Below are 24,740 nucleotides of genomic sequence, written 5' to 3'. Positions count from 1 at the left end.
CCCACCGCCCTACCCGACATCCGCAAAGGCATCCGGATCAAGGCCAGCTGAACCGGCCCGTTTCGCGGGCATTCCTACCTGAGGCACGGACAAAATTTCGCGGGCATCTTGATTTGAGGCACTACGGAAACCCCGGATCAGCCGCTCCTAAACGGCCTGCCGGTGGTATCGGCCAGCAAACCGCCTCCAGGGCGGGTCACGCTATTGTGTCGGTCCGGCCGGCCAGACAGGCGCTGTTTACGTGCTGGTCGGCGGGGCAGACTGCCGGTCCAACTTAGATGCGAACACTGCTGCCTGGGTCCGCCGTTCCATGCCGAGTTTGGCCAGCAACCGCGATACGTAGTTCTTCACGGTTTTCTCGGCCAGAAACATCCGGGCGGCGATCTGCCTGTTGGTCAAACCCTCGCTGAGGAGCCCGAGTAGCGTTCGCTCGCGCTCGGTCAATCCCGACAGTGGATCTTTGTGGTCGGCGGCGCCGCGGAGTTTCGACATCAAGGCGGCGGCGGCTCGGTTATCCAGCAGCGATTTGCCGGCACCGACGTCCTTGATCGCCTGAGCCAGCTCCATACCCCTGATGTCTTTGACGACGTAGCCGCTGGCACCCGCCAGGATCGCCTCGAGCATCGCTTCATCGGAGGTGAACGACGTCAACATCAGACACCGCAGCTCGGGAAGCTCAGACAATAGGTCGCGGCACAGTTCGATTCCGTTGCCGTCGGGGAGACGCACGTCGAGCACGGCGACGTCGGGTTTGGCCGCGGGTATCCGCACCATCGCTTCCGACACCGAGCCGGCATCACCGATGACTTCGAGGTCGGGGTCCGCTGCCAACAGATCGGCAAGGCCGCGACGAACGACTTCATGGTCATCGACCAAGAAAACCTTAACCATTGAGAGCCTTTCCTGCTGACCGTTCCAAGCAAGAATCATGGAACCCTGATTCAATATCCCACATCTTCATAATCGCCCCCGCTTTCACAAAGATTTTGCCGATCGACGATGAGCAGCGAGCGCTTCCAGATCTAGTGCCGGACCAGAAGCACTGAGCAGTCGGGATAGCCCACAATCGGGTGACAGTTCGGGGTGGCGAGCCCGGGCAGCTCATCGGCGTCGGCCTCGCCCACAACGGCCAGGTCAATTGCGTTGCTGTGGTTCTCAGAGCCTTTCACGCCGGAGCCCGCGGCAACGATCTGGACGGGTACATCGGGATACCGGCGGATCCAGCTGTCCAGGCGGCGATCGATCTGCCGCACTGTAGCGCGGCGACGCCGTGCTTCCTCCATCGCCAGGTGCACGACTTCGTCATTGTCGGGTTCGTCATTGAGAACGACGGCGATCACACCAAGCTGCGTCGGCGATCCGTCGGGATTAGAGCGGATGATCGCCACCGGGCAGCGCGCGTGCGCGACCAACGCCGTGGCGGTTGGGCCCAACAATCCGTCAGCCGCCCACCCTCGCCTCGAGGTGCCCACGCAGACCAGCGCTGTGTCCTGTGATTCGTCGATCAGTACTTGCTCGGGATCCCCTGCGCGAATCGCCCATTCGACCTCGACCGGTTTCCCTTCGCTCTGTATGGCGCAATCTGCTTGGGACAGCGCCATTTCACCGCGTTCGACCTCCCACTCGCTGCGCGGCGAGGCGCCTCGCGCTCCTGCGCGCGGGATCACATAGACAAGCCGAAGGGGTACCTGCCGGCTCAGGGCCTCGTCGATCGCCCACTTGGCGGCGTTGACCGCGGCTTGCGAGCCGTTGACTCCGACGACCACGGACTTGGCGTCCAGCTGGTTCATTTCGGCTCCCGGTTCGTTCGATTCACTCAACGTCAGGTTATTGCGCCACCGCTCGTTTACGGAGGGGCCGTTAGGCCCTACCCGTGCTTCCGTGACGATCACGAGTCAGCGGCACACACCTGATTGATCTCCGCAGGTTCGGCGACCAGCTCGAACAGCTTCTCGACATCCGCGCGCTCGCAGGCCGCCGTACCAGGCGTCATCAGCATGGCCGCACCCGCGGCAATTCCCAACCGAACGGACTTGACCAGCGGCCATCCGCGACCGAGGCCCACCGTGATCGCGGCAACCATCGCGTCGCCGGCCCCAACGCCGCTCCCACTGGCCATCGGGATCGCCGAAAAACGATGGCTTCCGTGTTGTGTGGCGAGTAGCGCACCATGCGATCCCAACGACACCACCACGACTTCCGCGCGTCCCCTGTCGATGAGTTCGTGTGCGGCCGCCAGTTGCTCGGTCTCGGTGAGGAGTTCGCGACCCACACATTCGCGCAGTTCCCGGACGCTCGCTTTGAGGAGAAACACCCCGGAGGAGATGTGTTGCAGGCCACCGCCCGAGGTGTCCAAAATCAGCAGGGCGCCCACGTCCTGGCACACGTCGGCAACCCGCTGATAGAAGTCAGCGGGCACGCCTCGCGGCAGGCTGCCGCTTGCCACCACGAATTCGGCTGCCGCCGCTTCTATTCGCAATTGGCCGACGCATCGCTCCTGTTCTGCGAACGTCAGCTGCGGCCCGGGAAGGACGAACCGATACTGCTGCCCGCTGCTGGTTTCGTTGACGGTGAAGCTTTCTCGCGTCGGTGCGGCAATTGCGACCTCTCGAAACCGCACGCCGGCGTCAACGAGCAGCCTCGTGATCAGGTCGCCGGTCGGCCCGCCGGCGGGAAACACCGCTGACACCGATCCACCGAGGACGTGAGCGATGCGAGCAACGTTGATGCCGCCGCCGCCTGGGTCGTAACGTGGTGTCCCGCAGCGTAATTTGTCGGTCGGTCGCACCACGTCCACACCACTTGTGATATCCAGCGCTGGGTTCATGGTCAGCGTGACAATCTGGGCTGGCGCCTCCATGTTCGTCGACTCCCCTCGTTCGTCAAAGGCCGCTCGGGTAGGTCTCAGGTGTTTCGCCGGCAATCCACCGACTCGTCGGCTCCAGGGGTTCCAGCGCCCGGGTGCTATCGATATGAATCATCGCGTCGAATTGGTCGGCGGGCCTGACATGGAAGTAGTGGCTTTGCCGTTCCGTTTCCGGCCGGTAGATCACGCCGATCGCGCGTCCCAACCGAACGACGCTGAGCGCCTCTGCGGCTTCCGGGCTGATGTGTGCGGACACCAGGAAGGCGTTCCTGCCGGTTTCGTGTAGGAGTTCTTCGATGCTCCCATTGAGTGCCGGCCGCACGACCTTTCGTTCGGCGACGCTTCCCCACTCGCTGGCAGCAGTGACGGTGCCGGCGTACGTGCTGAGCCCGATCAAGCGCGACTCGTCGCCATACCGCTCGCGGACAAGTTGACCGAGCGTGAGCTGTCCGTCGGACCACACTTCAGTCGCCCGGGCATCCCCGACATGGGAATTGTGGGCCCACACCACTATTCGGGCGGATGGGACATCGTGATGGCGGTCCAGATGTTGCAGCAGTGCCTCAAGGGTCTGCACCATGTGCTTGTCACGCAGGTTCCACGAGGTGACCCGCCCGCTGAACATCGCGCGGTAGTACACTTCTGCGTTGCGCACCGTCTGCGCATTTTGCTGGACGTAAAACAGCTCGTCCTCGGCGAGCAGTCCGTCCCTGCGGGCATAGGCCAAGGCATTGCGCTGGATTTCGACTAGCTGCTCGATCGCTTGATTCTCACACGATGGACCGGCACCGAACGCTGCCGAAAAGCCGTACGCCTGAGCATCGTCGGCCGAAGCGTGGTCGAAACACGCGTAGCGCTCCCGCGCCCGTGCCGCCGCCCTTGGGTCGATCTTGTCGAGATAGCTGATCACTTCCTGCATGGACCGGTGCAGGCTATAGAGATCCAATCCGTAGAAGCCGGCCTGCTGCTGACCGTTCGACTCGTGTCGGCGGTTGCGGATGCGTAGCCAATCGACAAAGTCACGAACGACGGTGTTGCGCCACATCCACGCTGGAAAGCGCTCGAATCCGCGCAACGCCTCGTCGGCGTTCTCGTCAACGCCGAGGCCGCGCACGTATCGATTCACGCGGTAGGCATCGGGCCAATCCGCCTCCGCGGCGACAGCGCAGAAACCCTTCTCCTCGATCAGCCATTTCGTGATCTCGGCCCGCGCTTCGTAGAACTCGTGCGTCCCGTGCGAGCTCTCGCCGATCAGCACGACCCGCGCGTCCCCGATCAGTTCCTCCAGCGTCTCGCGCGGCGGAATACCGCCCGGGGCCTCGATAGCCACACTGGCGACCACTTCGGCTGCCGTCCGCGCCGCGGGTCGGCTGGTCGAGACCCCCGTCGTCGGAGTGGCGAGCAGCTGACGAACCTCGTCGTCGGAAACCTGTCGGAAGTCCCAGAACGACTCCCCGACCGCGAAAAATGGAGTGGGCATGCTCGCGCAGACAACGTCGTCGACAAGGCCGGCGAATTCCCGACAGGTGGATTCCGGAGCGGCCGGCACCGCGATCACGATCTGTGCGGGCTCGGCTTCGCGTAACGCCTGCACCGCCGCGAACATGCTCGCCCCGGTGGCCAACCCGTCGTCGACGAGAATGACCGTCTTGCCGGTCACGTCGAGCGGTGGATGTTTGCCGCGATACGCGGCCTCGCGCCGCACCAGCTCCCGACCTTCACGCTCGGCGATGGCGCGCAGCTCCTGCGGTTTAATCCGCAAGCCCCGCACCACATCGTCGTTGACCACGACGCGGCCCCCGCTGGCCAACGCTCCAACGGCGAACTCTTCGTGGCCGGGGGCGCCGAGTTTGCGCACGATGAAGGCGTCCAGCGGGGCGTGCAGCGCGGCTGCCACCTCCCACGCGACGGGTACGCCGCCCCGCGCCAAGCCGAGGACGACCACCTCGGGCCGGTCGCGGTAGGCGGTGAGGAGATTTGCCAGCACCTGGCCGGCCTCCCGGCGATCGCGGAACACGCGCCGCGGCGAGCGCCGGGTGATATCAACTGCTCTGGTCATTAGGCACCTCGGTTGGGGTCAGTTGGGCGGACTGGACCTGAATACGCCGTTTGGCAGGCTTAGGCTCGGAGACCGCCACCGAAACGGTGAGAATGCCGTGGTCGTAGGTGGCATTGATGTCGTCTTCGTCAGCGCCCGCCGGCAGCGATACGGTGCGAACGAATGAGCCGTACGAGAATTCCGACCGCCCGTTGAAGTCTTTCTTCTCGCTACGCTCGGCTTTGATGGTCAGTTGTCCGTCGCGCACCGTGATGTCGACATCCTTCGCAGGGTCGACACCCGGCATTTCCGCACGCACTACGTAGCGGCCATCGTCCAGCTCGTCCACGAGCCGCATCACGCGAGTATCGAAGGCAGGACGGAGTCTGGCCATCGAGGGGAAGCCGGCGAACAGCTCCGCGAGCTCCGGAAAGAGCGACCTTGATTGACGTTGACCGGCAAGCGTGCTCATGGATATCTCCTAGATCTCGAGATTTGCCACATTGACGATGTCCATCCGATCAGTCGGCCGCAATCGGCGGTAGGGACCGAAGTCACCGGCCTTCAGGGCCGTTCGTATGAGGTATCGGCGCGGACCGCCCGTGGTCTGGGATGATCGGGCGGCGTTTCACCAACCGACGGCGAGTCAGGCACCTCAATACATCAGTTGCAGCCACAAACTGGCAGTTAGTACCAGACCGACGCGAGGTAGGTGCCGCGCGGTTCCGAATACAGCCCAATCGTCATGAGATTCAAGACCACAAACACGCGCAAGCCGTGTGCCAGACACCAGCGCACCAACTCGGTGTTGCGCATCGGAACAAGGAACCCCGGACCCGCGAATCCCGCAGCGGCCCCGATCAAGGCCTTCAGGTCGTCGTTGGTCTCTGCCACCGCGTGCCCATAAAACCCAATTCCGCCCGTATACCCGGTGATTAGCCCATCACGCTCAACCACCCTGGCCGTCCCTTGAGCGAGCGCATCCCGCAGCCCGCCACCCCGGCCGTGGCCGTGCACGCGTACACACAGTGCGTCGCATGCGGGCAGATCGTCGGAGGTGGCTGCCCGCACCGTGTATCCCGGAGTGTGGAGAGCCAGCGGATTGCCTTGCATCGCGGCGAACGGCTCACGCACGTCGAAGCCCAGCTTGGCGTAAAGGCTCATTGAGCGGTAGTTATAGGCAGCCTGTAAGAGCCGGACGCCGGGCACCCCACGCTGTGCGCACCGCTGCAGCATCGTCTCCATCAGCGCCCGGCCGATACGACGGTCTTGGACAGCGGGATCCACCGTGACATGGCCGACTCCGGAAATCATCGCGCGCTCGTCAAGGAAGCCGCTTCCCGCGATCTGCCCGTCGGTCTCGGCGACCAGAGAAAAGAAGCCGGGATGTTCGATCAGTCCGGACAGCAACTCGGTCGCCACCTCGACTGAGGCGAAATCCGGCGAAAAGCCATGGCGCGCAGCGACATCGGCGAACGCGTCGTAACATATGTTACCACACTTGGACGCATCCGCTGCGGTCGCCTGACGGATCGTCAGAGCCGTCGACGTCATCCCGACCTCCCAGTCGCAGCAGGGCTCCGTGTACTCATGTCGTCGCGTTGGCGTTCGCCAACACCGAGCGGACCAGCGCCTGCGGTGCATTGGGATTGTGCGGCAGCCACCTCTCCAAGCCGTCACGATCTTGCGGTAACCAGCCGGCTAGGCGCCGCACGTCGGCACTATCGGGAAGCGTGGTCACAACGCCCAAACCTAACAGGAGCTGATCGGGAGTCCATTGTCGCTTGTGCGGAGGGCGAATGGCCCTATCTCAGACACCATGGCTGTCCATACATTGGCGCCAAGGGCAAAAGACGACTAGGGACAAAACCATGTACCGGACCACAAGCGTCGCGGTGGTAGGAGCCAGCGGCTATGCGGGCGGAGAAATCCTGCGGCTGCTGCTAGGCCATCCGGCCTACACCGCCGGACGTTTGACGATCGGCGTGTTGACGGCGGCCGCCAGCGCGGGCAGCCCGCTCGGCGAGCACCACCCGCATTTGCCGCCGCTCGGGCTCCGGGTGTTGCAGCCCACCGACGCAGGCCTGCTGGCCGGTCACGACGTTGTGTTCACAGCGTTGCCGCCCGGCCATTCTGCGCCGCTGGCAGAACAGCTCGACCCCGGCACGGTGATCATCGACTGCGGTGGCGATTTCCGGCTGCGCGATGCGGCGGTGTGGGAGCGGTTCTACGGTTCTCCGCATGCGGGTACCTGGCCTTACGGGCTACCCGAACTTCCCGGCGCCCGCGACCGCCTGCGTGGCGCCACCAGGGTCGCGGTCCCGGGGTGTTACCCCACCGCGACGCTGCTGGGGCTGGTGCCCGCCATCGCCGAAGGCCTCGCTGAACCGTCCGTGACCGTAGTCGCCGTCAGCGGCACCTCGGGCGCCGGACGCGAGGCTAAGACCGAGTTGCTCGGATCGGAGATCATCGGGTCGGCGCGGGCTTACAACATCGCCGGCGCGCACCGTCACACCCCCGAGATTGCCCAGGGACTACAGGCGGTCACCGAGCGCGCCGTTTCGGTGTCGTTCACCCCGGTGCTCATCCCGACGACCCGCGGCATCCTGGCCACCTGCACCGCACCCTGCACAGCACCGCTGGCCCAGGTGCGCGCGGCGTACGAAAAGCACTACAGCGGTGAGCCATTCGTTCTTCTGTTGCCGGAAGGAAAGCTGCCTCGCACCGGTTCGGTGGTCGGCAGCAACACCGCGCAGCTGGCGGTCGCAGTCGACAGGGACGCCGGAAAGCTCGTGGCGGTCTGTGCGATCGACAACCTGGTCAAGGGCGCCGCCGGAGCAGCCGTGCAGTCGATGAACTTGGCGTTGGGCTGGCCGGAGACCGAGGGCCTGTCGGTGGTTGGGATGGCGCCGTGACCGCAGTCGGTGACGTCAAAGATGTCAAAGATGTCAAAGCCCCCGCCATCACCCGCGATGTCCGGGCCACCGTGCTCGCCGAAGCGTTGCCGTGGCTCAAGCACCTGCATCACAAGGTCGTCGTGGTCAAATACGGCGGGCACGCGATGCTCGACGACAATTTGCGCCGCGCCTTCGCCGCCGACATGGTGTTCTTGCGCAACTGCGGAATCTATCCCGTCGTCGTGCACGGAGGGGGTCCACAAGTCAGCGCCATGCTCAAACGGCTTGGGATCCCCAGTGAATTCAAGGGCGGTTTCCGGGTGGTGACCCCAGAGGTGCTCGATGTGGCGCGGATGGTGCTGTTCGGTCATGTCGGCCGCGAACTGGTGAACCTTATCAACGCGCACGGCCCGTACGCGGTCGGCATCACCGGCGAGGACGCGCAATTGTTCACCGCAGTCCGCCGTAGCGTCATGGTCGACGGGGCGCCCACCGACATCGGGTTGGTCGGCAATATCCAAAACGTCAACACCGCGGCGGTCCGCGACCTTATCGCCCAACGCATCCCAGTGGTCTCGTCGATCGGCCCGGACGCCGACGGCGTGGTCTATGACATCAACGCCGACACCGCCGCGGCCGCGTTGGCGCAGGCGCTGGAGGCCGAGAAGCTACTGATGCTGACCGACGTGGAAGGGCTCTACACCAACTGGCCTGACCCGGATTCGCTCGTCAGCGAGATCGACACCGTGAAGCTGGCCGCGCTCCTGCCGTCGATGCAGTCGGGAATGAGGCCCAAGACCGAGGCCTGCCTACGCGCGGTCGAGGGCGGGGTGCGCAGCGCGCACATCATCGACGGCCGGGTCGAGCACAGCGTGCTTGTCGAGTTGCTCACGAACGACGGCGCCGGCACCACGGTAGTGCGCGCGTGACTTACACCGAAGCGCTACAGAAACGCTGGGACGCGGTAATGATGCCCAACTATGGCACCCCACCGATCGCTCTGGCCTCCGGGCAGGGAGCGGTGGTTACCGACGTCAATGGCAAGACCTACCTGGACCTGCTCGCCGGGATAGCGGTCAACATCTTGGGACACTGTCATCCCGCAGTGACCGAAGCAGCTAGACGGCAGCTGACCACGCTGGGCCACACCTCCAACCTGTACGCCCACGAACCGGGCGTCGCGCTGGCCGAAGCCCTGGTCACCCAATGGGGCGTGGCAAACGCGCGCGTGTTCTTCTGCAACTCCGGCGCCGAAGCCAACGAGTTGGCGTTCAAACTGTCCAGACTCACCGGCCGCACGAAACTCGTTGCCACCCGCCGCGCATTTCACGGCCGCACGATGGGATCGTTGGCCCTCACCGGTCAGCCCGATAAGCAGGCTCCCTTCGCTCCGCTGCCGGGCGAGGTCACACACGTGCCCTACGGGGACGTCGACGCGCTGGCGGCTGCCGTAACCGCCAAAACCGCCGCCGTTTTCCTCGAGCCGATCATGGGTGAAGCCGGCGTGGTCGTGCCGCCGCCGGGTTATCTAACCGCAGCGAGGAAGATCACCGCCCAGCATGGCGCGCTATTGGTCATCGATGAGGTACAGACCGGGATGGGCCGCACCGGAGCGTTTTTCGCCCACCAGCACGAAGCGATCACGCCCGACGTGGTGACAATGGCCAAGGGGTTGGGCGGCGGGCTGCCGATCGGGGCATGTCTTGCGGTCGGGCCGGTCGCCGCGCTGCTCAAGCCCGGCCTGCACGGCAGCACCTTCGGCGGCAACCCGATCTGCGCGGCAGCTGCGCTGGCCGTGCTGCGCACCCTGAACGACGGCGGACTGGTTGAACGTGCAGAGGTGCTCGGCGCATCGCTGCGCAGTGGCATCGAATCGCTGAACCACCGCTTGGTGGACCATGCGCGGGGCCGCGGCCTGCTGTGCGGCATGGTGTTGACTCAGCCGTCGGCCAAGGCGGTCGAAGCTGCGGCACGCGACGCGGGTTTCCTTGTCAATGCCGCCGCGCCCGACGTTATCCGGCTGGCGCCGCCGCTGGTGATCACCGACGCGCAGGTCGACCGGTTCGTGGCAAGCTTGCCAGATGTGCTGGACCGGGCCGCAGAATGATGCGGTCTCCAACCGGGTGAACATGGCTCACGCCGCCACCGACAGACCCTCGTCGGTTTCCACCAAGATGCCACTCTGAATGAGCCTTCGCACGTCAATTCCGTAGTCCGTCACATCGCCGCGCTGCGTGGCGGTGCCACCCCACTGATCGGCGAGAACCTTTGAGACTGCGTTTCTTTCCGCAACCGTAAGCGAACGCGACACCGCGGCGAGCTTATGCAACAGATTCAGTGCGCGAGTCAAACCCGTGACAGTATCGCGCCTGACAAAGGCTACTGCGGTAGCCGCGGCATTTTCGGCGAGATTCCATTCCGAGCGGCGCAACGTTAAATGCACGCGGTGTGTGGTCACGTGTGCCGCTGCCGCAGTGTGGGTCGTTTCGGTCATGTCGTCGATTTCGAGATACCCTTCGTCGAAGCAGACGACTAGGTCGCCAACCGCTTGTTCCAGCCGGTCGAGCCCGACCAAGGGCACGTCTTCAACGGATAGCTCTACCGGTTGTGGATTTACCCGGGATGCAAGTCCATGCGTCAGCGCACGCAGCGACGACTTTCGATCGTCTTGCTGGACGATCCATTCGGTGGTTTCCCACCCATCGGCCCCATTGTTCTGGATCATCACAATTCCCTCAAAGCCGCTCGCGGACGAGAGTTGTCATCAACCCGTGCATCAGGTTCATCAGGTTCCGGCAGCCGGTTCCTACCCGACGGATGACGGCGCATCGACTCGCTGCGCTCACGTGCGCGCCGTTGAGCCGCAACCCAGGCCGGGTGTGATTGCAGGACAATCACATTAGCCCCTAAAGCAGGTGCCGTCATCGGACACTCCCCTCACAGCGAAAGCCCACGAGCGGATCGGAGACACAGGGGGGAGAGTCCAGATGCCCCTGAACGGGGAGTGTTTCCATTGAATCACCCTTACGGCCAAAAGTGAGTCATTTACCACCTTTATCTCAGCAGTTGCCTGCGCTCGCCGATAGGGACTGAAGTCCCTCAAGTGGAGGCCGTTAGTTTGCTCTGCCGCTGCGATCAGAGATACACCAGCACGACCACATCCGTGTGGTATTAGCGGCCCGGCCGCGCAAAACCGACGACGAGCAGGGAGAACTCGCTGCCGCGCAAGGCGTGAGCACCAGCGGCACCGAGCAGCTGCTGCACGTCGCCGGTCCGGGTAGCACCGATCATCACCAGCTGGATAGACGCGGCATGCTCGGCGAGATGGTCGAGGAAGGAGCCCTCCAAACGGACTGTCTCGATTTCGACCTCGGGATGGTTGTCCATGCAGCGCTTTAGATGAGAATCACCGGTTATGGGACCCCGCTTCTTGTCCTCGTCGAGGTCACCGGATCGCGATTGCGCTGCTATCAGCACCCGCAAGGGAGCGCCCCTGTGCCTGGCCTCGTGGATCGCCATATCGAGAACGTCGATGCCATCGGGCGACTCATCTACCAGAGCAACGATCCAACCGCCGCTCGTCGCGTGCGTTTCGCAGCGGTCGCCCCGGACGACGACGACCGAGCAATGGCCGGATTGCGCCAGTTCCTTTGCGGTGGAACCTAACCAGGCATCCGGGTGCTGAGCGGCTCCCGTGTCTCCGACACACAGCAATGTGGTGGAACGTGAAGCAGCAATCAGCTCAGGCACCGGGTCCCCGTGGAGGACTTCCGTCTCAACCTTGAGTGGCTTGCCCATTTCATCAACAGCGTGGTACGCGTCGTGCACAACCTCCTCAGCCATCGTTAGGGCTGCCCGCGCTTCGCTCGTGCCGGCGCTCGGGTTCGCCTTGGCGATATGGAGCAGACGCAGCGGAATGTCGGTGCCGGCTACCTCGTCGACGGCCCACCGCGCAGCGCGAATTGCCGCCTGCGATCCGTCGACACCGACCACTACTGACTTCGGCGGATACCTGTCAAACATCGTGAACCCCTGGCAGTGAAAGACGTTTAGGAGAAGCTATGCAGAACCGTACGGATTACGCCGGTTCTTGATCAGAGGCCTTGGTCCTCACCTCTAGATCCCTAATTCCCACCTCCCGATCCCAAGGACGAGCCGGCAAGCCCCCCGTCTCAGGGGCGAATCTCCAACACCTCGCTCAAGGGTCGTCGCGGCGTCGGTGGCCGAACCAAGTCGCCCTCGGGTTCGATGCCGACTCGAATCAGAACCTGAGGTACCACCGCGGAATCGCTCATGAGATCCCGAATGATGTCTCGGCTGGCTTCCAGCTCGGTGATGTGCGTTATCGGGCAAGTCGCCAGTCCAGCCATCGTGCACTCGAGCAGAATCGCTGAAAGCGCCTCGCCGCATCTCAGGGCATCCCCTCGCGTGTCGCCGGGTGTGGATAGCACAAGGATTTTCGCTTGGTCGTCAGTGCCCGCAGAACTCCACTCATCCGGGTCGGTGGGGAACCGACGATTCACGTCGACTCTGCGGGCGTCCGCCTCTGACACCAGTGCGCTTTCGGGTATCCCCTCTGACTGTCTTGATGGTGCTGTCCACCAAACTAATTCTTGGTGATAGTCATCGTCGTAACGACGCATGGCTTCGGTCAGTCGAGACGCTTCCGCCAACCGCGGTCGCGCATCGGCGCCGAGCACGTCAAGGGTGACCGAATCGCTTTCGAACGAGCTCTGCACTACAGGTTCGAGCTCCGCCCAGTGCTTCGGCGGACGGAATGGCAGACGGTTGGTCCGGCGACGCGATATCGCGTCGGCGCGGTCGCGCCGGGCCTGCGGGACGTAGTCGACGGACACGAAGTCGGTCGAGGCGAGGTGGTCGAGATTGTTCGGGTTGGGAAACCGTTCGACGTTCGTGTCCCAACCGACCGCGGCCATCGCGATCCGGAAGTGATCGAGCGCGGCACCACAGCTGATGATCGCTTCGCGACCCGACCTGTCGGTCGATGTGACTGTTCGGTGTGGGTCAACGAACAGCTCGACGCTCGCGCTGCCGGCAACCCACTGCCATGGTTGGCTGTTGTGCAGCGACGGAGCGCGGCACGCTAACTTGACCGCCGTCGTGATCACCGTGGTGTCCGCCATCATTCGGGTCATCACTTTCACTTGCCTCCTGTTTGGCTACGACCCTCGCGCACGAGCAGATCTGACGCCAGAGTCCTTGGTCCCCAGCGCCAGGTCATTTGACCCTGCTGGGACACCACGTGCCGCGCCGCCGAGACAGCATGCGCAAGCGCTTCGACCCAAGGACGAAACGCGTCTTGACTGATGACTTTCTTCTCTATTGCGGGCTGGAGGGGTGGGCAAACGATAATGACGACCAAGCAACCGGTATGGAATAGGCCACATCACTAGGACGCCTTATGGATGTCATCCGCAAAACACCTAACGACTGGGGCATCCGGCCCAACCTTTCGGACTACGAGCAGACACGGGCGCAATTTCGCTGGTCTGATCTGCCGGCGCTTTGCGAAGGCATGGGGCCCGGCAAGTGCAACATCGCCTACGCCGCCCTCGACCGCCATGCCGCGGGTCCGGTCGCGCGACGCACAGCGTTACGGTTTGTCACCGATACAGGCTGGGATGGTGCGATCGCCACGCGAGATCTCAGCTACGCAGAGCTCGGCGGGCTGGCCCAACGATTCTCCGGAACGCTGCGTGCGCTCGGCATCAACAAGGGCAACCGCGTGTTCACGATCATGGGCCGCATCCCTGAGCTCTACATCGCGATGCTAGGTGCGCTCCGCAACGGCAGCATAGTTTCGCCGTTGTTTTCGGCCTTCGGGCCGGAGCCCATCGCCACCAGAGTCAACATCGGACAAGCCGATGTGTTGGTGACCACCAGGGCGATTTACCAGCGCAAGATCGCCAAGATTCGTGATCGGCTGCCGTCGGTGCGGCATATCTTTGTAGTCGACGAAGACCCAGCCGGCGCGCAGCTGCCCGCAACACTCGACTTCTGGCATTACATGAACGCAGCCGACGAGAATACGCCGATCGAGCCCACTAACCCTGACGACCCGGCGCTGCTGCACTTCACCAGCGGTACCACCGGCACACCCAAAGGTGCTATCCACGTGCACGGCGCCGTCGCCATGCACTATGTCACCGGCTTGTATGCGCTTGATCTACATCCCGACGACATCTATTGGTGCACAGCCGATCCCGGCTGGGTAACCGGAACATCCTACGGTATCATCAGTCCGCTGCTGCACGGGGTCACCTCCATCGTCGACGAGGCGGAATTCGACGCCGAGCGGTGGTATCGGATTCTGCAGGACCAGGGTGTGTCGGTGTGGTACACCGCACCGACCGCAATAAGGATGCTGATCAAAGCGGGCCCCGAACTGCCCGCGCAATACCATTTTCCGCGGCTTCGTTTCATCGCAAGTGTGGGTGAGCCGCTGAACCCCGAAGCGGTCTGGTGGGGGAAACGGGTGCTGGGCTTACCGATTCACGATAATTGTTGGCAGACCGAGACGGGCGGCATCATGATCGCGAACACCCCCGCGTTCGACATCAAGCCCGGCTCGATGGGTCGCCCGCTGCCCGGCGTGGACGCATACATAGTGCGCCACAACGACGATGGCACGACCACAGTCATCGACGAACCCGAGGTCGAGGGTGAGCTCGCGCTCAAGCCCGGCTGGCCATCGATGTTCCGCGGCTATCTGAACGCCGAGGAGCGATACCGGAACTGCTTCACGGACAAGTTCTACCTGACCGGAGATCTCGCGAAGAAAGATAGCGACGGCTACTTCTGGTTCGTCGGACGTAAAGACGACGTGATCAAGTCCGCGGGGCACCTGATCGGTCCGTTCGAGGTGGAAAGCGCGCTGACCGATCATCCGGCGGTGGCCGAAGCGGCAGTCATCGGCAAGCCCGACCCAATGCTCGGCGAAATGATCAAAGCCTTTGTCACGGTTAAGAATGGTGTGGTCGGCGACGAAGACCTGCGCCTGGAATTGATAGGCCACGCGCGCAAACGGCTTGGGGCCGCCGTGGCGCCCAAAGAGCTCGAGTTCGTCGACACGTTGCCACACACAAGCAGCGGCAAGATCATGCGCCGGCTGCTGAAGGCCCGCGAACTCGGGCTACCCGAAGGCGATACCTCCACCATCGAACAACACCATGACCACCACGCCGAGGAGGTTCCATCATGACCGATACGAAGCTGGCGCATGAACTCTTATCAGATATGGTTCGCGTGCGTCGCATGGAAGAGAAATGCGCGGAACTCTACAGCGCAGCCAAGATTCGTGGATTCCTTCATCTCTATGTCGGGGAAGAAGCCGTCGCGGCCGGTTCACTGCGCGCATTGGCCGACGATGACGCGGTCGTCGCGACCTACCGCGAGCATGCGCACGCACTGTTGCGCGGCATCCCCATGACCTCGATCATGGCCGAGATGTTCGGCAAGCAGGAAGGCTGCTCGCGTGGCCGCGGCGGGTCTATGCACCTGTTCGATGCGTCCAAGCGGTTCTACGGCGGCAACGCGATCGTCGCCGGCGGCCTGCCACTCGCGGTAGGCATCGCGCTCGCCGATGCGATGTTGCAGCAAAAGCGGGTAACTGCTTGCTATTTCGGTGACGGCGCCGTGGCCGAGGGCGCGTTTCACGAGTCGTTGAATATGGCCGTGCTGTGGAACTTGCCGGTGTTGTTCTGTTGCGAAAACAACCTCTACGCGATGGGCACCGCATTGGAGCGGGCGCAGTCGCAGACCGATCTCACCGTCAAAGCGGCGTCGTACCGCGTTCCCACGCTGGCCGTCGATGGGATGGATGTCGAGGCATGCCACGCCGCCGCGCAACAGGGCGTGAATCACGTCCGCGACACGGGTGGGCCCTTCTTCATCGAGTTCCGCACGTATCGCTTCCGGGCGCATTCGATGTTCGACCCGGAACTGTACCGGGACAAGGCCGAAGTCGAGCGATGGCGGGAGCGTGATCCTATCCGGTTATTCACCGAGCAGTGCCTGCTCGACCGCAGGCTCTCCGAGGCTGACGTGCGTGACATCGAAGATTCTGCAGCAGCCGAAATCGAGGCCGCGGTGGCATTTGCTGAGGCGGGAACATGGGAGGACGCAGCGGATCTCGAGCGTGACGTGTTGACTCCGGAGTCGGCACGATGAAGACCAGTTACCGGACGGCCGTTCACGACGCGCTTCGCGATGCTTTGCGCGACGACCCGCGCGTTGTGCTGATGGGAGAAGACGTCGGGCGGTACGGCGGAACCTACGCGGCGTCCAAAGGTCTGCTAGCGGAATTCGGGCCTGATCGGGTGCGTGACACTCCACTGTCGGAGTTGGGTTTCGTTGGTATCGGAATCGGTGCCGCCCTGAACGGACTACGCCCAATAGTCGAAGTCATGACGGTGAATTTCAGCCTGTTGGCACTGGATCAGCTCGTCAATACCGCTGCGGCCCTTCGCCATATGTCCGGTGGGCAGTTCTCTGTCCCGCTCGTTGTCAGAATGGCGACCGGGGCCGGACGCCAGCTCGCCGCCCAGCACTCGCATAGCCTGGAACCCTGGTACGCACACATTCCGGGCATCAAGGTGGTAGCTCCGGCCACTGTCGAAGATGCCTACGGCATGCTCGGGCCGGCCTTGGCGGACCCTGACCCGGTGGTGATCTTCGAGCACGTTCAGCTTTACAACACCTCGGCCGACGTCGAGGCCCTTACCCCTACTGATATCTCCCGGGCAGCGATCCGCCGCAGCGGGACCGACGTCACCCTGGTGACCTACGGCGGCTCCCTTTGGAAGGCGCTCGACGCCGCGAATGAGTTGTCACTTGCCGGAATCGATTGCGAAGTGGTCGATCTGCGGGTCTTGCGACCACTTGACGATGACACCATGCTCGAATCTGTTCGCAAGACACATCGTGCCGTCGTAATCGACGAGGCGTGGCGCACTGGCAGCCTGGCGGCAGAGGTCATCGCACGAGTGATGGAGGGAGCCTTCTACGACCTCGACGCCCCAGTTGCTCGAGTGTGCAGCGCCGAAGTTCCCATGCCGTACGCAAAGCACCTCGAACAGGCTGCCCTGCCCCAAACTGCCACGATCGTCGCCGCCGTACAACGCCTATTCGGCGAGCAACAATGATCGAGTTCAAGATGCCCGCCCTGGGCGCCGATATGGACGAAGGCACCCTGGACGAATGGTTGGTGAAGCCCGGCGACAAGGTCACTCGGGGGCAAATCGTGGCGGTCGTCGAAACCACCAACGCCGCAGTCGAAATCGAATGCTGGCAGGAGGGCACCGTCAGCGAGCTAGTCGTTCCCGTCGGTGAAACCGTCCAAGTGGGATCGGTATTGGCCACCCTCCTGGCGCCGGGTGAGCGTGCAGAACGGCGGCCTCGCACAGGGGCCCGGCCGTCGAAGAAAGCCGCCACAAAGCCGGCGGCGGCGCCGTCGAGGGGGCCGTCCGGTGCCGTCACTCCCCCGACGGTCCCGCAGCGACGTCGCTGGGTATCACCGGCCGCGCGCCGCCTGGCCCAAAGTCTGGCCGTCGATATCGACACGGTGAGCGGGACTGGTCCACAGGGGGCAGTCATCATCAGCGACGTCGAGCACGCCGCCGCCACTATCGAGCACGCCGCGGCCCCTAAGGAACCAGCCACCAAGCCGATCACCAAAGCGACGGCAGCCGAGCGCGCAGCGCAGATGCGGAAGTCGATCGCGGCCGCGATGGGACGGTCCAAACGGGAGATTCCGCACTATTACCTCGCCCACGAAATCATCTTGGACAACGCACTGACCTGGCTGACCACCCGAAACGCACAGCGTTCCATCGACGAACGGGTACTGCCGGCGGTCTTGCTCTTGAAGGCTGTCGGCATCGCTGCACAGCGGTTCGGCGAGTTCAACGGATTCTGGCGAGACGACGGGTTCCAGCCGGCGACTGGAGTTCATGTCGGCGTCGGGATCTCGCTGCGCGCTGGTGGCCTCGTCGCGCCGGCCATACACGACGTTCCGGACAAAAAGCTCGACGAATTGATGGACGATCTCACCGATCTCGTGGCGCGGGCACGCTCCTTCTCGCTGCGGAGCTCAGAGATGTCTGACCCGACCATCACGGTCACGAACCTGGGCGACCAAGGCGTCGACGCGGTCTTCGGCATCATCTACCCACCGCAGGTAGCCCTCGTCGGTTTCGGCCAGCCGACACAGCAGGTCCGCGTGATCGACGGCGGGATTCGGATCGTGACCACCGTGCAAGCCACTCTCGCCGCCGACCACCGGGCAAGTGACGGCCACCGCGGCGCCTTGTTCCTCAGCGCGATCAACGACCTGCTCCAGCAACCCGACCTCCTAGAAAAGTGATGAGCGATGAATCAAGAAGACACGCGTGGTGTGGTTCTGTCTGTGCTGACAACCATTGCCCCGGAAATCGAACCCGATGACATCCGCGACGACGTTCTGCTTCGAGATCAAGTCGATCTCGATTCGATGGACTGGCTGAATTTTCTGCGCGGAATCCACAAACGGCTGCACGTCGACATTCCGGAGGCGGACTACGCGTCACTGCGGACGCTGGCCGATGTGGTCAGCTACGTCGAAAAGAACGGCTCCAATCCCGTTGCTTAACGCCGCTAGAAGAGGGCGGGGCCGAATCGGGCCGGCGCTAGTGTTGTGTCCGTCGTGTGTTGATGAAGGGGATGCTGATGTCAGTAACCGATGATGGGGCTACCATCCTGCCGGTGCACGAATGCTGGGATCTTCTGGCAGGTGTCACGCTGGGGCGGCTCGTCACCAGCGTCGACGGCCGGCCCGAGATCTTCCCAGTCAATTACGTCGTCCAGCGTCGCACGGTGCTGTTCCGCACCGCAGAAGGCACCAAGTTGGTCAGCACCGCGATAAACCATCGCGTGCTCTTCGAGGCCGACGACCACAATGTCGCCGAGGGATGGAGCGTGATCATCAAAGGCACCGCGCGCTCGTTGCGCACCCAAGAGGAGATCGAAGACGCCGAGCGTGCCCAGGTATTGCCGTGGACGGCGTCTGAGAAGACGCACTATGTGCGGATCATCCCTGAGGCAGTCACGGGCCGCCGGTTCCGGTTCGGCGCACCGCTGGAGAAATCCGATCTCACCTGATTCCTTGGGCTATCCCGGTCGCAGATGCCGCGGGCGCGGCACGAACTCAAGCGACAACAGCACCATCAGCGCCGCTGGGATGTGGTGGACACACAACACCACGTAGCGCCGGTCGGACAGCGCGTGAAACTTGCGCAGGTAGCGGTAAAGGGACTCCAGCCGGATCAGCGGATCCAGCAAGTGGATCGCCCAAAGCGCGACCCGCTGCAGCAAGCCCGGGTGGCTGGCATCGAAGATCTCCGGGAATGCCGCGAACGCCAGCGAAAGCCGCAGCGCATCATGGCTTTTCGCATCGGTGATCATGTCCACGCTGAGCCGCTCGTCAACGCCGTTGGGCGCGTCTGGACGACGGAAGGGCACGTCGAGGCTGACTTCGGTTCCCTCGCCGGCCGTGGCGTATCGGTGAAACGCCGCGACCCGCCCGTACCGGTCACGCGCGATGGCCAGCTTGATGCCGGGGAAGCGGCCTTGCAGGGCCCCGTCAAGGTTCATGCAGAACCCGCGATCGGTGCGCGCGGCGCGGTGCGCGGCGTACAACACCTCGGTCAGCTCGGCGGCCAACGGCGGGTCGAGTTCCTGCTCGTCAACGATCTCGGTAGTGATCCCGCAGTTGCGGGTGCGCTGCACCGCTTGGCGTAAATTGCGAAAACGCCGGCCCGTCAGGGTGAAGTGACGGACATCGACGACGACATCGTGTCCGATCGGCACTGCCACCATCGGCTGTCCCACGGCCTCGCTGCGCCACAGCCCGAGATGCCGCTCACCGCCGGCCAATACGATGATCTGCCAGCCCCGGCTGCGGCACATCCGGACGAAATCGGCGACAAGTTTTTCGAATTCGGCGAGATCGCCGATCGGGTCGCCGCTGACTACGGCGAACCCAAGCCGGCTACGGTAAGCGATCGCCGCGGACTTGTCGGCATTGAAGTAATAACTCTTGCTCGAGTGCATGGCAAAAGGCGCCAACGGGTCTCCGCGTGTGGCGTTGACCAGCGCCCACACCTGCTCCAGCATCTCCGGTTGCGGTCGCGCCGTCGTCGGCCACATGAGTGCGAGCCCGCTGCCGGCGACCAGAAAGTTGCCGAGCACTCCAAGCGACAGGAAGTGCGCACACACCCCCGCGCTCACCGCGCCGGCCGCCGCCATCGCATGCCCAGTGGTCACCGGCCGGCCGAGAAAAATGCCCCGCGCAATCAAGACCACCGCGGCAAGCAGCGCCAATGACCACCCGAACCGGCCGGGGGCAACGCGGCCATAGCCGAGGTGTTCGCGGGCGACCAGCACCGCCAACCAGCCCAGGACGCACAGCAACATCGCTACGCTAATGAGGCGGGCCGCCCGGACATCAGCGCTGACCAAAACCCGTTCATGGCGCCGCGCCGTGGTTGCCCCACCGCTGTTGTGCCTAGTCTTCACTGTGGGATCGCTTTCTGACCACATACTTTGTGAATTCGTCTGGATCCCAGACAATCAACGGATAGGCCGGCAGTAGAAGCAGATCCGGGAATGGCACCGGCGCGGTGCCCAGTACGGCTCGCATCGGTAACACGGCCGGGGCCTGTTTAGACACGGGTCAACCTTTTCCTCTGGCGGTCGCAAGCACTCGTTTCGACCGTATTAGCGCGACCAACGCACCACGAGAGCCGTTTGTCCTCGGGTTATGGCCCTAAGTCCCTGGGTGGTCAGCCAACTGTCAAGGCGGCTCGACTCACGACGAATGTCCCGACGATATGGGACTTCAGGCCCTGCAACATTGGTTTGGTCAAATGCTCAGATGTCCGTATGGGATGAAAATCTCAATCACGACAACCGGCCTGTCACCGTTATGGTGCCCGGCATTCAGGAAGATACGGCTAATGAGCACTTCAGAGCAACAGCTCAGGACGCGCATGTTCGCCCGCGTGCTCGGTCCGTTTTTTGTCATCGTCGCCGCCACGACGGTGGCCCGTGCATCGGATATGCGAACACTGCTCTCGGACTTCGAGGCCAGCGCCGCGTGGCCGTGGGTGACGGGCGCCTTTCTGCTTCTGGTCGCCCTCGTCATCGTCGCGCTTCACCAGTACTGGCGAGGTGCAGCGGCAATCACCGTGTCCGTGGTGGGCTGGGTTCTCGCAATACGGGCGTTGTTTCTCATGGCTTTTCCGCATGCCTTCATGGCTGCCGCTGACGCCCCGCTCCGTGTGGGTGCCTTGTGGGTGAGCGTCGACGTATTCATCGGACTCGTCGGGCTGTATCTAGCCTACGTCGGCTGGGGTCCCGCACCGAGTCAGCCTGTGGCACAAGCCGAAACATCTACTCCGGAGCTCCCGCGCGCAGCATGATGCGCGCGCCCGGACAGCTTCGAAACGCGCCCTGATCGACGTCCTCCCCTAGGTGAATCCGGGGAGGACGCGATGGCCAAAACCAGCTTCGAGCCCGCCCCGAGTCGGCTAAGTCCAGAACCCGTCCAACTGGCCATCGTCGGCAGTGGTCAGGTCACCCCACTGATGCGGTTCGTTCCGGCCGCGGCCAGCTCGGTTGTCGAGTTGTGTTCGGTGCTGGTGGTACGCCACTAGACCGAAGACTCCGGAACTGATGCGACCGGTGGGACGTATTGCCGCGCGGCTGGTGACAAACGGCTCTGACCCAAGGGTCCCATCGTCGATACGGTCGTGTACGACCGGCCCGGCCAACGGCGGCGGAGCCAGCTAATACGCAAACGAATATGAGGACAAGCCATGTCATCGCGCAACGCACCTATGGGAATTGTCGTCGGCATCGATGATTCACCGGCCGCCAGAGTGGCCTTGCAGTGGGCGGCACACGACGCCGAGCTGCGCAAAATCCCGCTGACGCTGGTGCATGCGATTTCACCGGAGGTCTCGACGTGGCTGAGGACTCCCCTGCCTGCCGGCGTGATGCGTTGGCAGCAGGATCACGGGCGCCGACTGGTCGACGAGGGGCTCAAGCTGGTCGAAGAGGTCAGCCAGCATGGCGGTCCCGCCGGGATCCACACTGAAATCTTGTCGTCGGGAGCCGTCCCTACGTTGATCAACTTGTCCAAGGACGCCGAGATGCTGGTCGCCGGGTCACAAGGCAGTGGGCGGTGGCCTGGCCGGCTTCTGGGTTCGGTTAGTGCGGCGCTACTTCGTCATGCGCATTGTCCTGTCGCGATCGTCCACGAAGAGGATCTGTCGACGCCAACTCCGGTCCAGGCGCCGGTCTTGGCCGCTATCGACGGATCGCCAGCATCGGAATTGGCTACCGCGATCGCCTTCGATGAGGCCTCGCGCCGGCAGGTGGGATTGGTAACGCTACACGCATGGAGCGACCTGGATGTCACTGAGTGGCCGGGAATCGATTGGCCGGCAACACAATCCATGGCCGAAGAGGTGTTGGCCGAACGTTTGGCGGGTTGGCAAGAACAGTACCCCGACGTGCAGGTGACCCGTATCGTCGTGCAGGCTCAGCCGGCACGCCAAATCGTCCAGCAGTCCGAGAAGGCCCAGCTGGTCGTGGTCGGCAACCGGGGCCGCGGGGGATTCGCCGGACTGCTGGTCGGCTCAGTCGGCGAGACCGTTGCCCAAATGGCGCGGGTGCCGGTAATCGTGGCACGCGAGTCGCATTGAACTGCGGGGCATTACAGGGCTTGAGCTTTGAGTAACGGGGTGCGGAGGTAGCGTCGACCCCGCCCCGCCATTGGACGCCTGGCTGGTCAGCGACGAGCGCGCCGAGCGGGTGTTGCGTGAGAACTCTGCGCGCCGCTCACCGCCCGCGGACGACGAGCACTGAGCATTCCGGATGGTGGAAAAGTGGGTGTCCGGAAGGCCCGATGAGGCTCGCCAGCTGACCGGCCTCGGCGCCACCGATGACCGCGAGCTGAACCCGCTCGCCGTTGGCTTGCAGGAAGCTGACGATACCCTCTTTGGTAGTGATCGGATAGACGCGCACCTCCGGATGACGCTGACGCCAATCCTGCACCCGACGTTCGAACGCGCCGTCCGCGTGCTCGGTGAGGTCCTCCGGCCGTCCTCCGAGGACTAGCATGGGCGCCCTGCGCAACTTCGCTTCCTGCGCAGCGCATTCGACAATGGCGTCGTTACCGGGGATGTCGGTCATCCGTACGACGATCCAATTGATCTCCGGCGGAGGTTGGCTAGCTTTTGCACGTATCACCGCGACCGGGCACTGCGCCTTTTCAGCGAGTTCAGTTGCCGTCGAACCCAAGATCGAGCGGGCGTAGCGCCCGATGCCGACGGAGCCGACGCAGATCATCTCGGCGTTGCTCGATGCCTCCAGCAGGACTGGCCCGACCGGGCCACGCGGGATCTCGGTTTCGATCTTAACGAGCTTTCCGCTGGCTTCAACAGCGGATTGGGCCTCCCGAAGGCATTTCTCGGCATGCCGGAGATCGCGTTCGTAGTCTTCCGGGTATGGGTGCGTCGGCTTGATAACCGAGAGAAGGCGTAGCGGCGCAGCGCGGCTGATGGCCTCGTCAATACCCCAGAGCGCGGCCGTGATCGCCGTCTGCGAACCATCGATACCAACAATGATCGGCTTCATCGTCACTTCCCTCTCCCGGACATCGGCCCGATGCCGGATCACCCAGCGTTGGAATACGTTTCGGACGCGTGACCCGGTGCTGTCAGGGCCGGCCCCGGCTGGGCGAGCCGGTAGACATCGATCAACCGTGCGACATCGCTAGGAGTGACGATGCCGATCACCCCGCGCCCGTCGATGACCAGGGCACGACTGTGGGGACCGACCGGGGCCATCCGCTCAAGCAGAGCGTTCAACGGTTCCTGTGGTGCCGCGGTCGGCACGCTCTGCAGCGGCAGAGCAATCTCACCCACGCTGGTAGCGGTGCGCCGGTTCGGCGCCACATGGCGCAGTTGTGTCAGGGTGACCAGTCCCACGATCGATCCATCCCGTTCGGAAACCGGGTATGCCGAGTGGCGGTCGCCGAGCACATAGCGTTGGATGAAATCCTCGACGCTGATCCAGCCGGGAGCGGTGTGCGGTTGGGCTGTCATCGCGTCGGCGACGCGCATCCCGGCAAAGAGCTGTTGGGTCGATATCCGGGTCTCTTCCTCGCGACTGGCAGCGAAAATGAACCAACCGATGAACGCCAACCAGACGCCTCCGACAAGGCCGCCCGCCACAAACTCGGCCAATCCCAACGCGATCAAGATGAATGCGACCACGCGTCCGGCATGCGCCGCGCCGATGCCGGCCCGCACGCTGTCGCCATGGCGCCGCCATAGGTAGGCCCGCAGAACCCGGCCACCGTCCAACGGGGCCCCCGGCAACAGGTTGAACAGGCCCAACACCAGGTTGATCAAGGCCAACCATGAAGCAACGCCAACCACGATGGGGGCGGCCCGCACGGTATGTAGCGCTGCGACAAGCCCACCGAACGTCGCTGCCAACGCAAGGCTGGTGGCCGGGCCGGCGATTGCGATCCGCAAGGCCGCTTTGGGTGTCTTTGCCTCGCCACCGAGCGTGGTCACGCCGCCGAACAGCCATAGTGTCACGCTCTTCACCGCTACACCCGAACGACGGGCGACGACGGCGTGCGCGAGCTCATGGGCCAGCAGCGATGCCAGCAGCACCAGCGCTCCACACGCTCCGGCCAGCCAATAAGCCAGGGGTGCATACCCTTTGACGGTGGTCGGCAATGTGCTTGCCAGACTCCACGTAAACAACCACAGGATGACCAGCACACTCCAGTTGACGCTCACCGGAAACCCGGCGATGCGCCCCAATGGGATCGCATCGCGCACCTTAATACCTCCCAACACTA

Annotated in this window: 25 protein-coding genes; 12 read left to right on the top strand and 13 right to left on the bottom strand. The window is 63.6% G+C overall.

Translation table 11 applies throughout. The features are described 5' to 3' along the window. Window positions 1-237: 237 nt before the first annotated feature. The 7 genes from dosR to ACLP9N_RS14465 all read right to left on the bottom strand — a co-directional run bounded on the left by dosR (window position 238) and on the right by ACLP9N_RS14465 (window position 6,645). The gene (gene dosR, locus ACLP9N_RS14495; protein ID WP_442408067.1) at window positions 238-891 is read right to left on the bottom strand and encodes a hypoxia response regulator transcription factor DosR/DevR; all 654 of its coding nucleotides are present in this window, start codon (window positions 889-891) and stop codon (window positions 238-240) included. Between the two features lie 131 nt (window positions 892-1,022). Next, entirely contained in the window at window positions 1,023-1,790 is a 768-nt protein-coding gene (locus ACLP9N_RS14490) for a universal stress protein (RefSeq protein WP_442408066.1), read from the bottom strand. Window positions 1,791-1,888: 98 nt separating this feature from the next. Next, window positions 1,889-2,860: a 1-phosphofructokinase family hexose kinase gene (locus tag ACLP9N_RS14485; protein ID WP_442408065.1), complete on the bottom strand. Its 972-nt coding sequence runs from the start codon at window positions 2,858-2,860 to the stop codon at window positions 1,889-1,891. A gap of 22 nt (window positions 2,861-2,882) precedes the next feature. After that, a complete protein-coding gene (locus tag ACLP9N_RS14480; protein WP_442408064.1) occupies window positions 2,883-4,925 on the bottom strand; it encodes an erythromycin esterase family protein in 2,043 nt (680 codons plus the stop codon). Then, window positions 4,909-5,376, bottom strand: a complete 468-nt coding sequence (locus ACLP9N_RS14475) for an Hsp20/alpha crystallin family protein (RefSeq protein ID WP_442408063.1) — start codon at window positions 5,374-5,376, stop codon at window positions 4,909-4,911. Before ACLP9N_RS14475 ends, ACLP9N_RS14480 begins: the two co-directional genes overlap by 17 nt. 215 nt (window positions 5,377-5,591) lie before the next feature. After that, entirely contained in the window at window positions 5,592-6,458 is an 867-nt protein-coding gene (locus tag ACLP9N_RS14470) for a GNAT family N-acetyltransferase (RefSeq protein ID WP_442408062.1), read from the bottom strand. Window positions 6,459-6,492: 34 nt separating this feature from the next. Further along, window positions 6,493-6,645, bottom strand: a complete 153-nt coding sequence (locus tag ACLP9N_RS14465; protein ID WP_442408061.1) for a hypothetical protein — start codon at window positions 6,643-6,645, stop codon at window positions 6,493-6,495. Between the two features lie 130 nt (window positions 6,646-6,775). Between ACLP9N_RS14465 and argC the strand changes: the two genes are divergently transcribed. From argC to ACLP9N_RS14450, 3 genes are read left to right on the top strand one after another with little or no spacing between them, the layout of a single operon-like run. Continuing rightward, complete coding sequence (argC, locus tag ACLP9N_RS14460; RefSeq protein WP_442408060.1) at window positions 6,776-7,819, top strand: N-acetyl-gamma-glutamyl-phosphate reductase; 1,044 nt, start codon at window positions 6,776-6,778, stop codon at window positions 7,817-7,819. A gap of 47 nt (window positions 7,820-7,866) precedes the next feature. Further along, window positions 7,867-8,730: an acetylglutamate kinase gene (gene argB, locus ACLP9N_RS14455; RefSeq protein WP_442408071.1), complete on the top strand. Its 864-nt coding sequence runs from the start codon at window positions 7,867-7,869 to the stop codon at window positions 8,728-8,730. Further along, window positions 8,727-9,908, top strand: coding sequence for an acetylornithine transaminase (locus ACLP9N_RS14450; protein WP_442408059.1), 1,182 nt, complete (start codon window positions 8,727-8,729; stop codon window positions 9,906-9,908). The genes argB and ACLP9N_RS14450 overlap by 4 nt, the downstream gene beginning before the upstream one ends. A 27-nt stretch (window positions 9,909-9,935) precedes the next feature. Here the strand turns inward: ACLP9N_RS14450 and ACLP9N_RS14445 are convergent, their stop codons facing one another. The 3 genes from ACLP9N_RS14445 to ACLP9N_RS14435 all read right to left on the bottom strand — a co-directional run bounded on the left by ACLP9N_RS14445 (window position 9,936) and on the right by ACLP9N_RS14435 (window position 12,960). Further along, window positions 9,936-10,526 carry a hypothetical protein gene (locus tag ACLP9N_RS14445; protein ID WP_442408058.1) on the bottom strand — a complete coding sequence of 197 codons (591 nt, stop codon included), beginning with the start codon at window positions 10,524-10,526 and terminating at the stop codon, window positions 9,936-9,938. A gap of 446 nt (window positions 10,527-10,972) precedes the next feature. Then, window positions 10,973-11,794, bottom strand: coding sequence for a universal stress protein (locus ACLP9N_RS14440; protein WP_442408057.1), 822 nt, complete (start codon window positions 11,792-11,794; stop codon window positions 10,973-10,975). Window positions 11,795-11,973: 179 nt separating this feature from the next. Continuing rightward, a complete protein-coding gene (locus tag ACLP9N_RS14435) occupies window positions 11,974-12,960 on the bottom strand; it encodes an Acg family FMN-binding oxidoreductase (protein WP_442408070.1) in 987 nt (328 codons plus the stop codon). Between the two features lie 263 nt (window positions 12,961-13,223). On the opposite strand from ACLP9N_RS14435, the gene acsA reads away from it, so the two are divergent. The 6 genes from acsA to ACLP9N_RS14405 all read left to right on the top strand — a co-directional run bounded on the left by acsA (window position 13,224) and on the right by ACLP9N_RS14405 (window position 18,958). After that, window positions 13,224-15,023, top strand: a complete 1,800-nt coding sequence (gene acsA, locus ACLP9N_RS14430; protein ID WP_442408056.1) for an acetate--CoA ligase — start codon at window positions 13,224-13,226, stop codon at window positions 15,021-15,023. After that, complete coding sequence (pdhA, locus tag ACLP9N_RS14425; protein WP_442408055.1) at window positions 15,020-15,991, top strand: pyruvate dehydrogenase (acetyl-transferring) E1 component subunit alpha; 972 nt, start codon at window positions 15,020-15,022, stop codon at window positions 15,989-15,991. The genes acsA and pdhA overlap by 4 nt, the downstream gene beginning before the upstream one ends. Then, a complete protein-coding gene (locus ACLP9N_RS14420; protein ID WP_442408054.1) occupies window positions 15,988-16,965 on the top strand; it encodes an alpha-ketoacid dehydrogenase subunit beta in 978 nt (325 codons plus the stop codon). Before pdhA ends, ACLP9N_RS14420 begins: the two co-directional genes overlap by 4 nt. Continuing rightward, a complete protein-coding gene (locus ACLP9N_RS14415) occupies window positions 16,962-18,185 on the top strand; it encodes a dihydrolipoamide acetyltransferase family protein (RefSeq protein WP_442408053.1) in 1,224 nt (407 codons plus the stop codon). The genes ACLP9N_RS14420 and ACLP9N_RS14415 overlap by 4 nt, the downstream gene beginning before the upstream one ends. A gap of 6 nt (window positions 18,186-18,191) precedes the next feature. Next, window positions 18,192-18,449, top strand: coding sequence for an acyl carrier protein (locus ACLP9N_RS14410; RefSeq protein WP_442408052.1), 258 nt, complete (start codon window positions 18,192-18,194; stop codon window positions 18,447-18,449). A 77-nt stretch (window positions 18,450-18,526) separates the two neighbouring features. Continuing rightward, complete coding sequence (locus ACLP9N_RS14405) at window positions 18,527-18,958, top strand: pyridoxamine 5'-phosphate oxidase family protein (RefSeq protein ID WP_442408051.1); 432 nt, start codon at window positions 18,527-18,529, stop codon at window positions 18,956-18,958. Between the two features lie 9 nt (window positions 18,959-18,967). Here ACLP9N_RS14405 and ACLP9N_RS14400 read toward each other — a convergent pair whose 3' ends face one another. After that, entirely contained in the window at window positions 18,968-20,374 is a 1,407-nt protein-coding gene (locus ACLP9N_RS14400; RefSeq protein ID WP_442408050.1) for a bifunctional lysylphosphatidylglycerol flippase/synthetase MprF, read from the bottom strand. A 473-nt stretch (window positions 20,375-20,847) separates the two neighbouring features. On the opposite strand from ACLP9N_RS14400, the gene ACLP9N_RS14395 reads away from it, so the two are divergent. The 3 genes from ACLP9N_RS14395 to ACLP9N_RS14385 all read left to right on the top strand — a co-directional run bounded on the left by ACLP9N_RS14395 (window position 20,848) and on the right by ACLP9N_RS14385 (window position 22,566). Beyond that, window positions 20,848-21,279 carry a hypothetical protein gene (locus tag ACLP9N_RS14395; protein WP_442408069.1) on the top strand — a complete coding sequence of 144 codons (432 nt, stop codon included), beginning with the start codon at window positions 20,848-20,850 and terminating at the stop codon, window positions 21,277-21,279. 72 nt (window positions 21,280-21,351) lie between these two features. Then, window positions 21,352-21,513 carry a hypothetical protein gene (locus ACLP9N_RS14390; RefSeq protein WP_442408049.1) on the top strand — a complete coding sequence of 54 codons (162 nt, stop codon included), beginning with the start codon at window positions 21,352-21,354 and terminating at the stop codon, window positions 21,511-21,513. A 162-nt stretch (window positions 21,514-21,675) separates the two neighbouring features. Continuing rightward, window positions 21,676-22,566, top strand: coding sequence for a universal stress protein (locus ACLP9N_RS14385; protein WP_442408048.1), 891 nt, complete (start codon window positions 21,676-21,678; stop codon window positions 22,564-22,566). A gap of 136 nt (window positions 22,567-22,702) precedes the next feature. Here the strand turns inward: ACLP9N_RS14385 and ACLP9N_RS14380 are convergent, their stop codons facing one another. Then, on the bottom strand, window positions 22,703-23,500 hold the full coding sequence (locus tag ACLP9N_RS14380; protein ID WP_442408047.1) for a universal stress protein: 798 nt from the start codon (window positions 23,498-23,500) through the stop codon (window positions 22,703-22,705). 38 nt (window positions 23,501-23,538) lie between these two features. Continuing rightward, entirely contained in the window at window positions 23,539-24,720 is a 1,182-nt protein-coding gene (locus ACLP9N_RS14375; RefSeq protein ID WP_442408046.1) for a site-2 protease family protein, read from the bottom strand. Window positions 24,721-24,740 lie beyond the last annotated feature (20 nt).

The organism is Mycobacterium sp. (genome assembly GCF_052144515.1).
GTDB lineage: Bacteria > Actinomycetota > Actinomycetes > Mycobacteriales > Mycobacteriaceae > Mycobacterium.
Note: the sequence above shows the minus strand (reverse complement) of the source record. Positions and strands in the feature narration are given on the sequence as shown.

Coding starts and splice junctions, on each gene's coding strand:
- dosR (WP_442408067.1), bottom strand. CDS start 891: ATGGTTAAGGTTTTCTTGGTCGATGACCATGAAGTCGTTCGTCGCGGC.
- ACLP9N_RS14490 (WP_442408066.1), bottom strand. CDS start 1,790: ATGAACCAGCTGGACGCCAAGTCCGTGGTCGTCGGAGTCAACGGCTCG.
- ACLP9N_RS14485 (WP_442408065.1), bottom strand. CDS start 2,860: ATGGAGGCGCCAGCCCAGATTGTCACGCTGACCATGAACCCAGCGCTG.
- ACLP9N_RS14480 (WP_442408064.1), bottom strand. CDS start 4,925: ATGACCAGAGCAGTTGATATCACCCGGCGCTCGCCGCGGCGCGTGTTC.
- ACLP9N_RS14475 (WP_442408063.1), bottom strand. CDS start 5,376: ATGAGCACGCTTGCCGGTCAACGTCAATCAAGGTCGCTCTTTCCGGAG.
- ACLP9N_RS14470 (WP_442408062.1), bottom strand. CDS start 6,458: ATGACGTCGACGGCTCTGACGATCCGTCAGGCGACCGCAGCGGATGCG.
- argC (WP_442408060.1), top strand. CDS start 6,776: ATGTACCGGACCACAAGCGTCGCGGTGGTAGGAGCCAGCGGCTATGCG.
- ACLP9N_RS14445 (WP_442408058.1), bottom strand. CDS start 10,526: ATGATCCAGAACAATGGGGCCGATGGGTGGGAAACCACCGAATGGATC.
- acsA (WP_442408056.1), top strand. CDS start 13,224: ATGGATGTCATCCGCAAAACACCTAACGACTGGGGCATCCGGCCCAAC.
- pdhA (WP_442408055.1), top strand. CDS start 15,020: ATGACCGATACGAAGCTGGCGCATGAACTCTTATCAGATATGGTTCGC.
- ACLP9N_RS14420 (WP_442408054.1), top strand. CDS start 15,988: ATGAAGACCAGTTACCGGACGGCCGTTCACGACGCGCTTCGCGATGCT.
- ACLP9N_RS14415 (WP_442408053.1), top strand. CDS start 16,962: ATGATCGAGTTCAAGATGCCCGCCCTGGGCGCCGATATGGACGAAGGC.
- ACLP9N_RS14410 (WP_442408052.1), top strand. CDS start 18,192: ATGAATCAAGAAGACACGCGTGGTGTGGTTCTGTCTGTGCTGACAACC.
- ACLP9N_RS14405 (WP_442408051.1), top strand. CDS start 18,527: ATGTCAGTAACCGATGATGGGGCTACCATCCTGCCGGTGCACGAATGC.
- ACLP9N_RS14395 (WP_442408069.1), top strand. CDS start 20,848: ATGTTCGCCCGCGTGCTCGGTCCGTTTTTTGTCATCGTCGCCGCCACG.
- ACLP9N_RS14390 (WP_442408049.1), top strand. CDS start 21,352: ATGGCCAAAACCAGCTTCGAGCCCGCCCCGAGTCGGCTAAGTCCAGAA.
- ACLP9N_RS14385 (WP_442408048.1), top strand. CDS start 21,676: ATGTCATCGCGCAACGCACCTATGGGAATTGTCGTCGGCATCGATGAT.
- ACLP9N_RS14380 (WP_442408047.1), bottom strand. CDS start 23,500: ATGAAGCCGATCATTGTTGGTATCGATGGTTCGCAGACGGCGATCACG.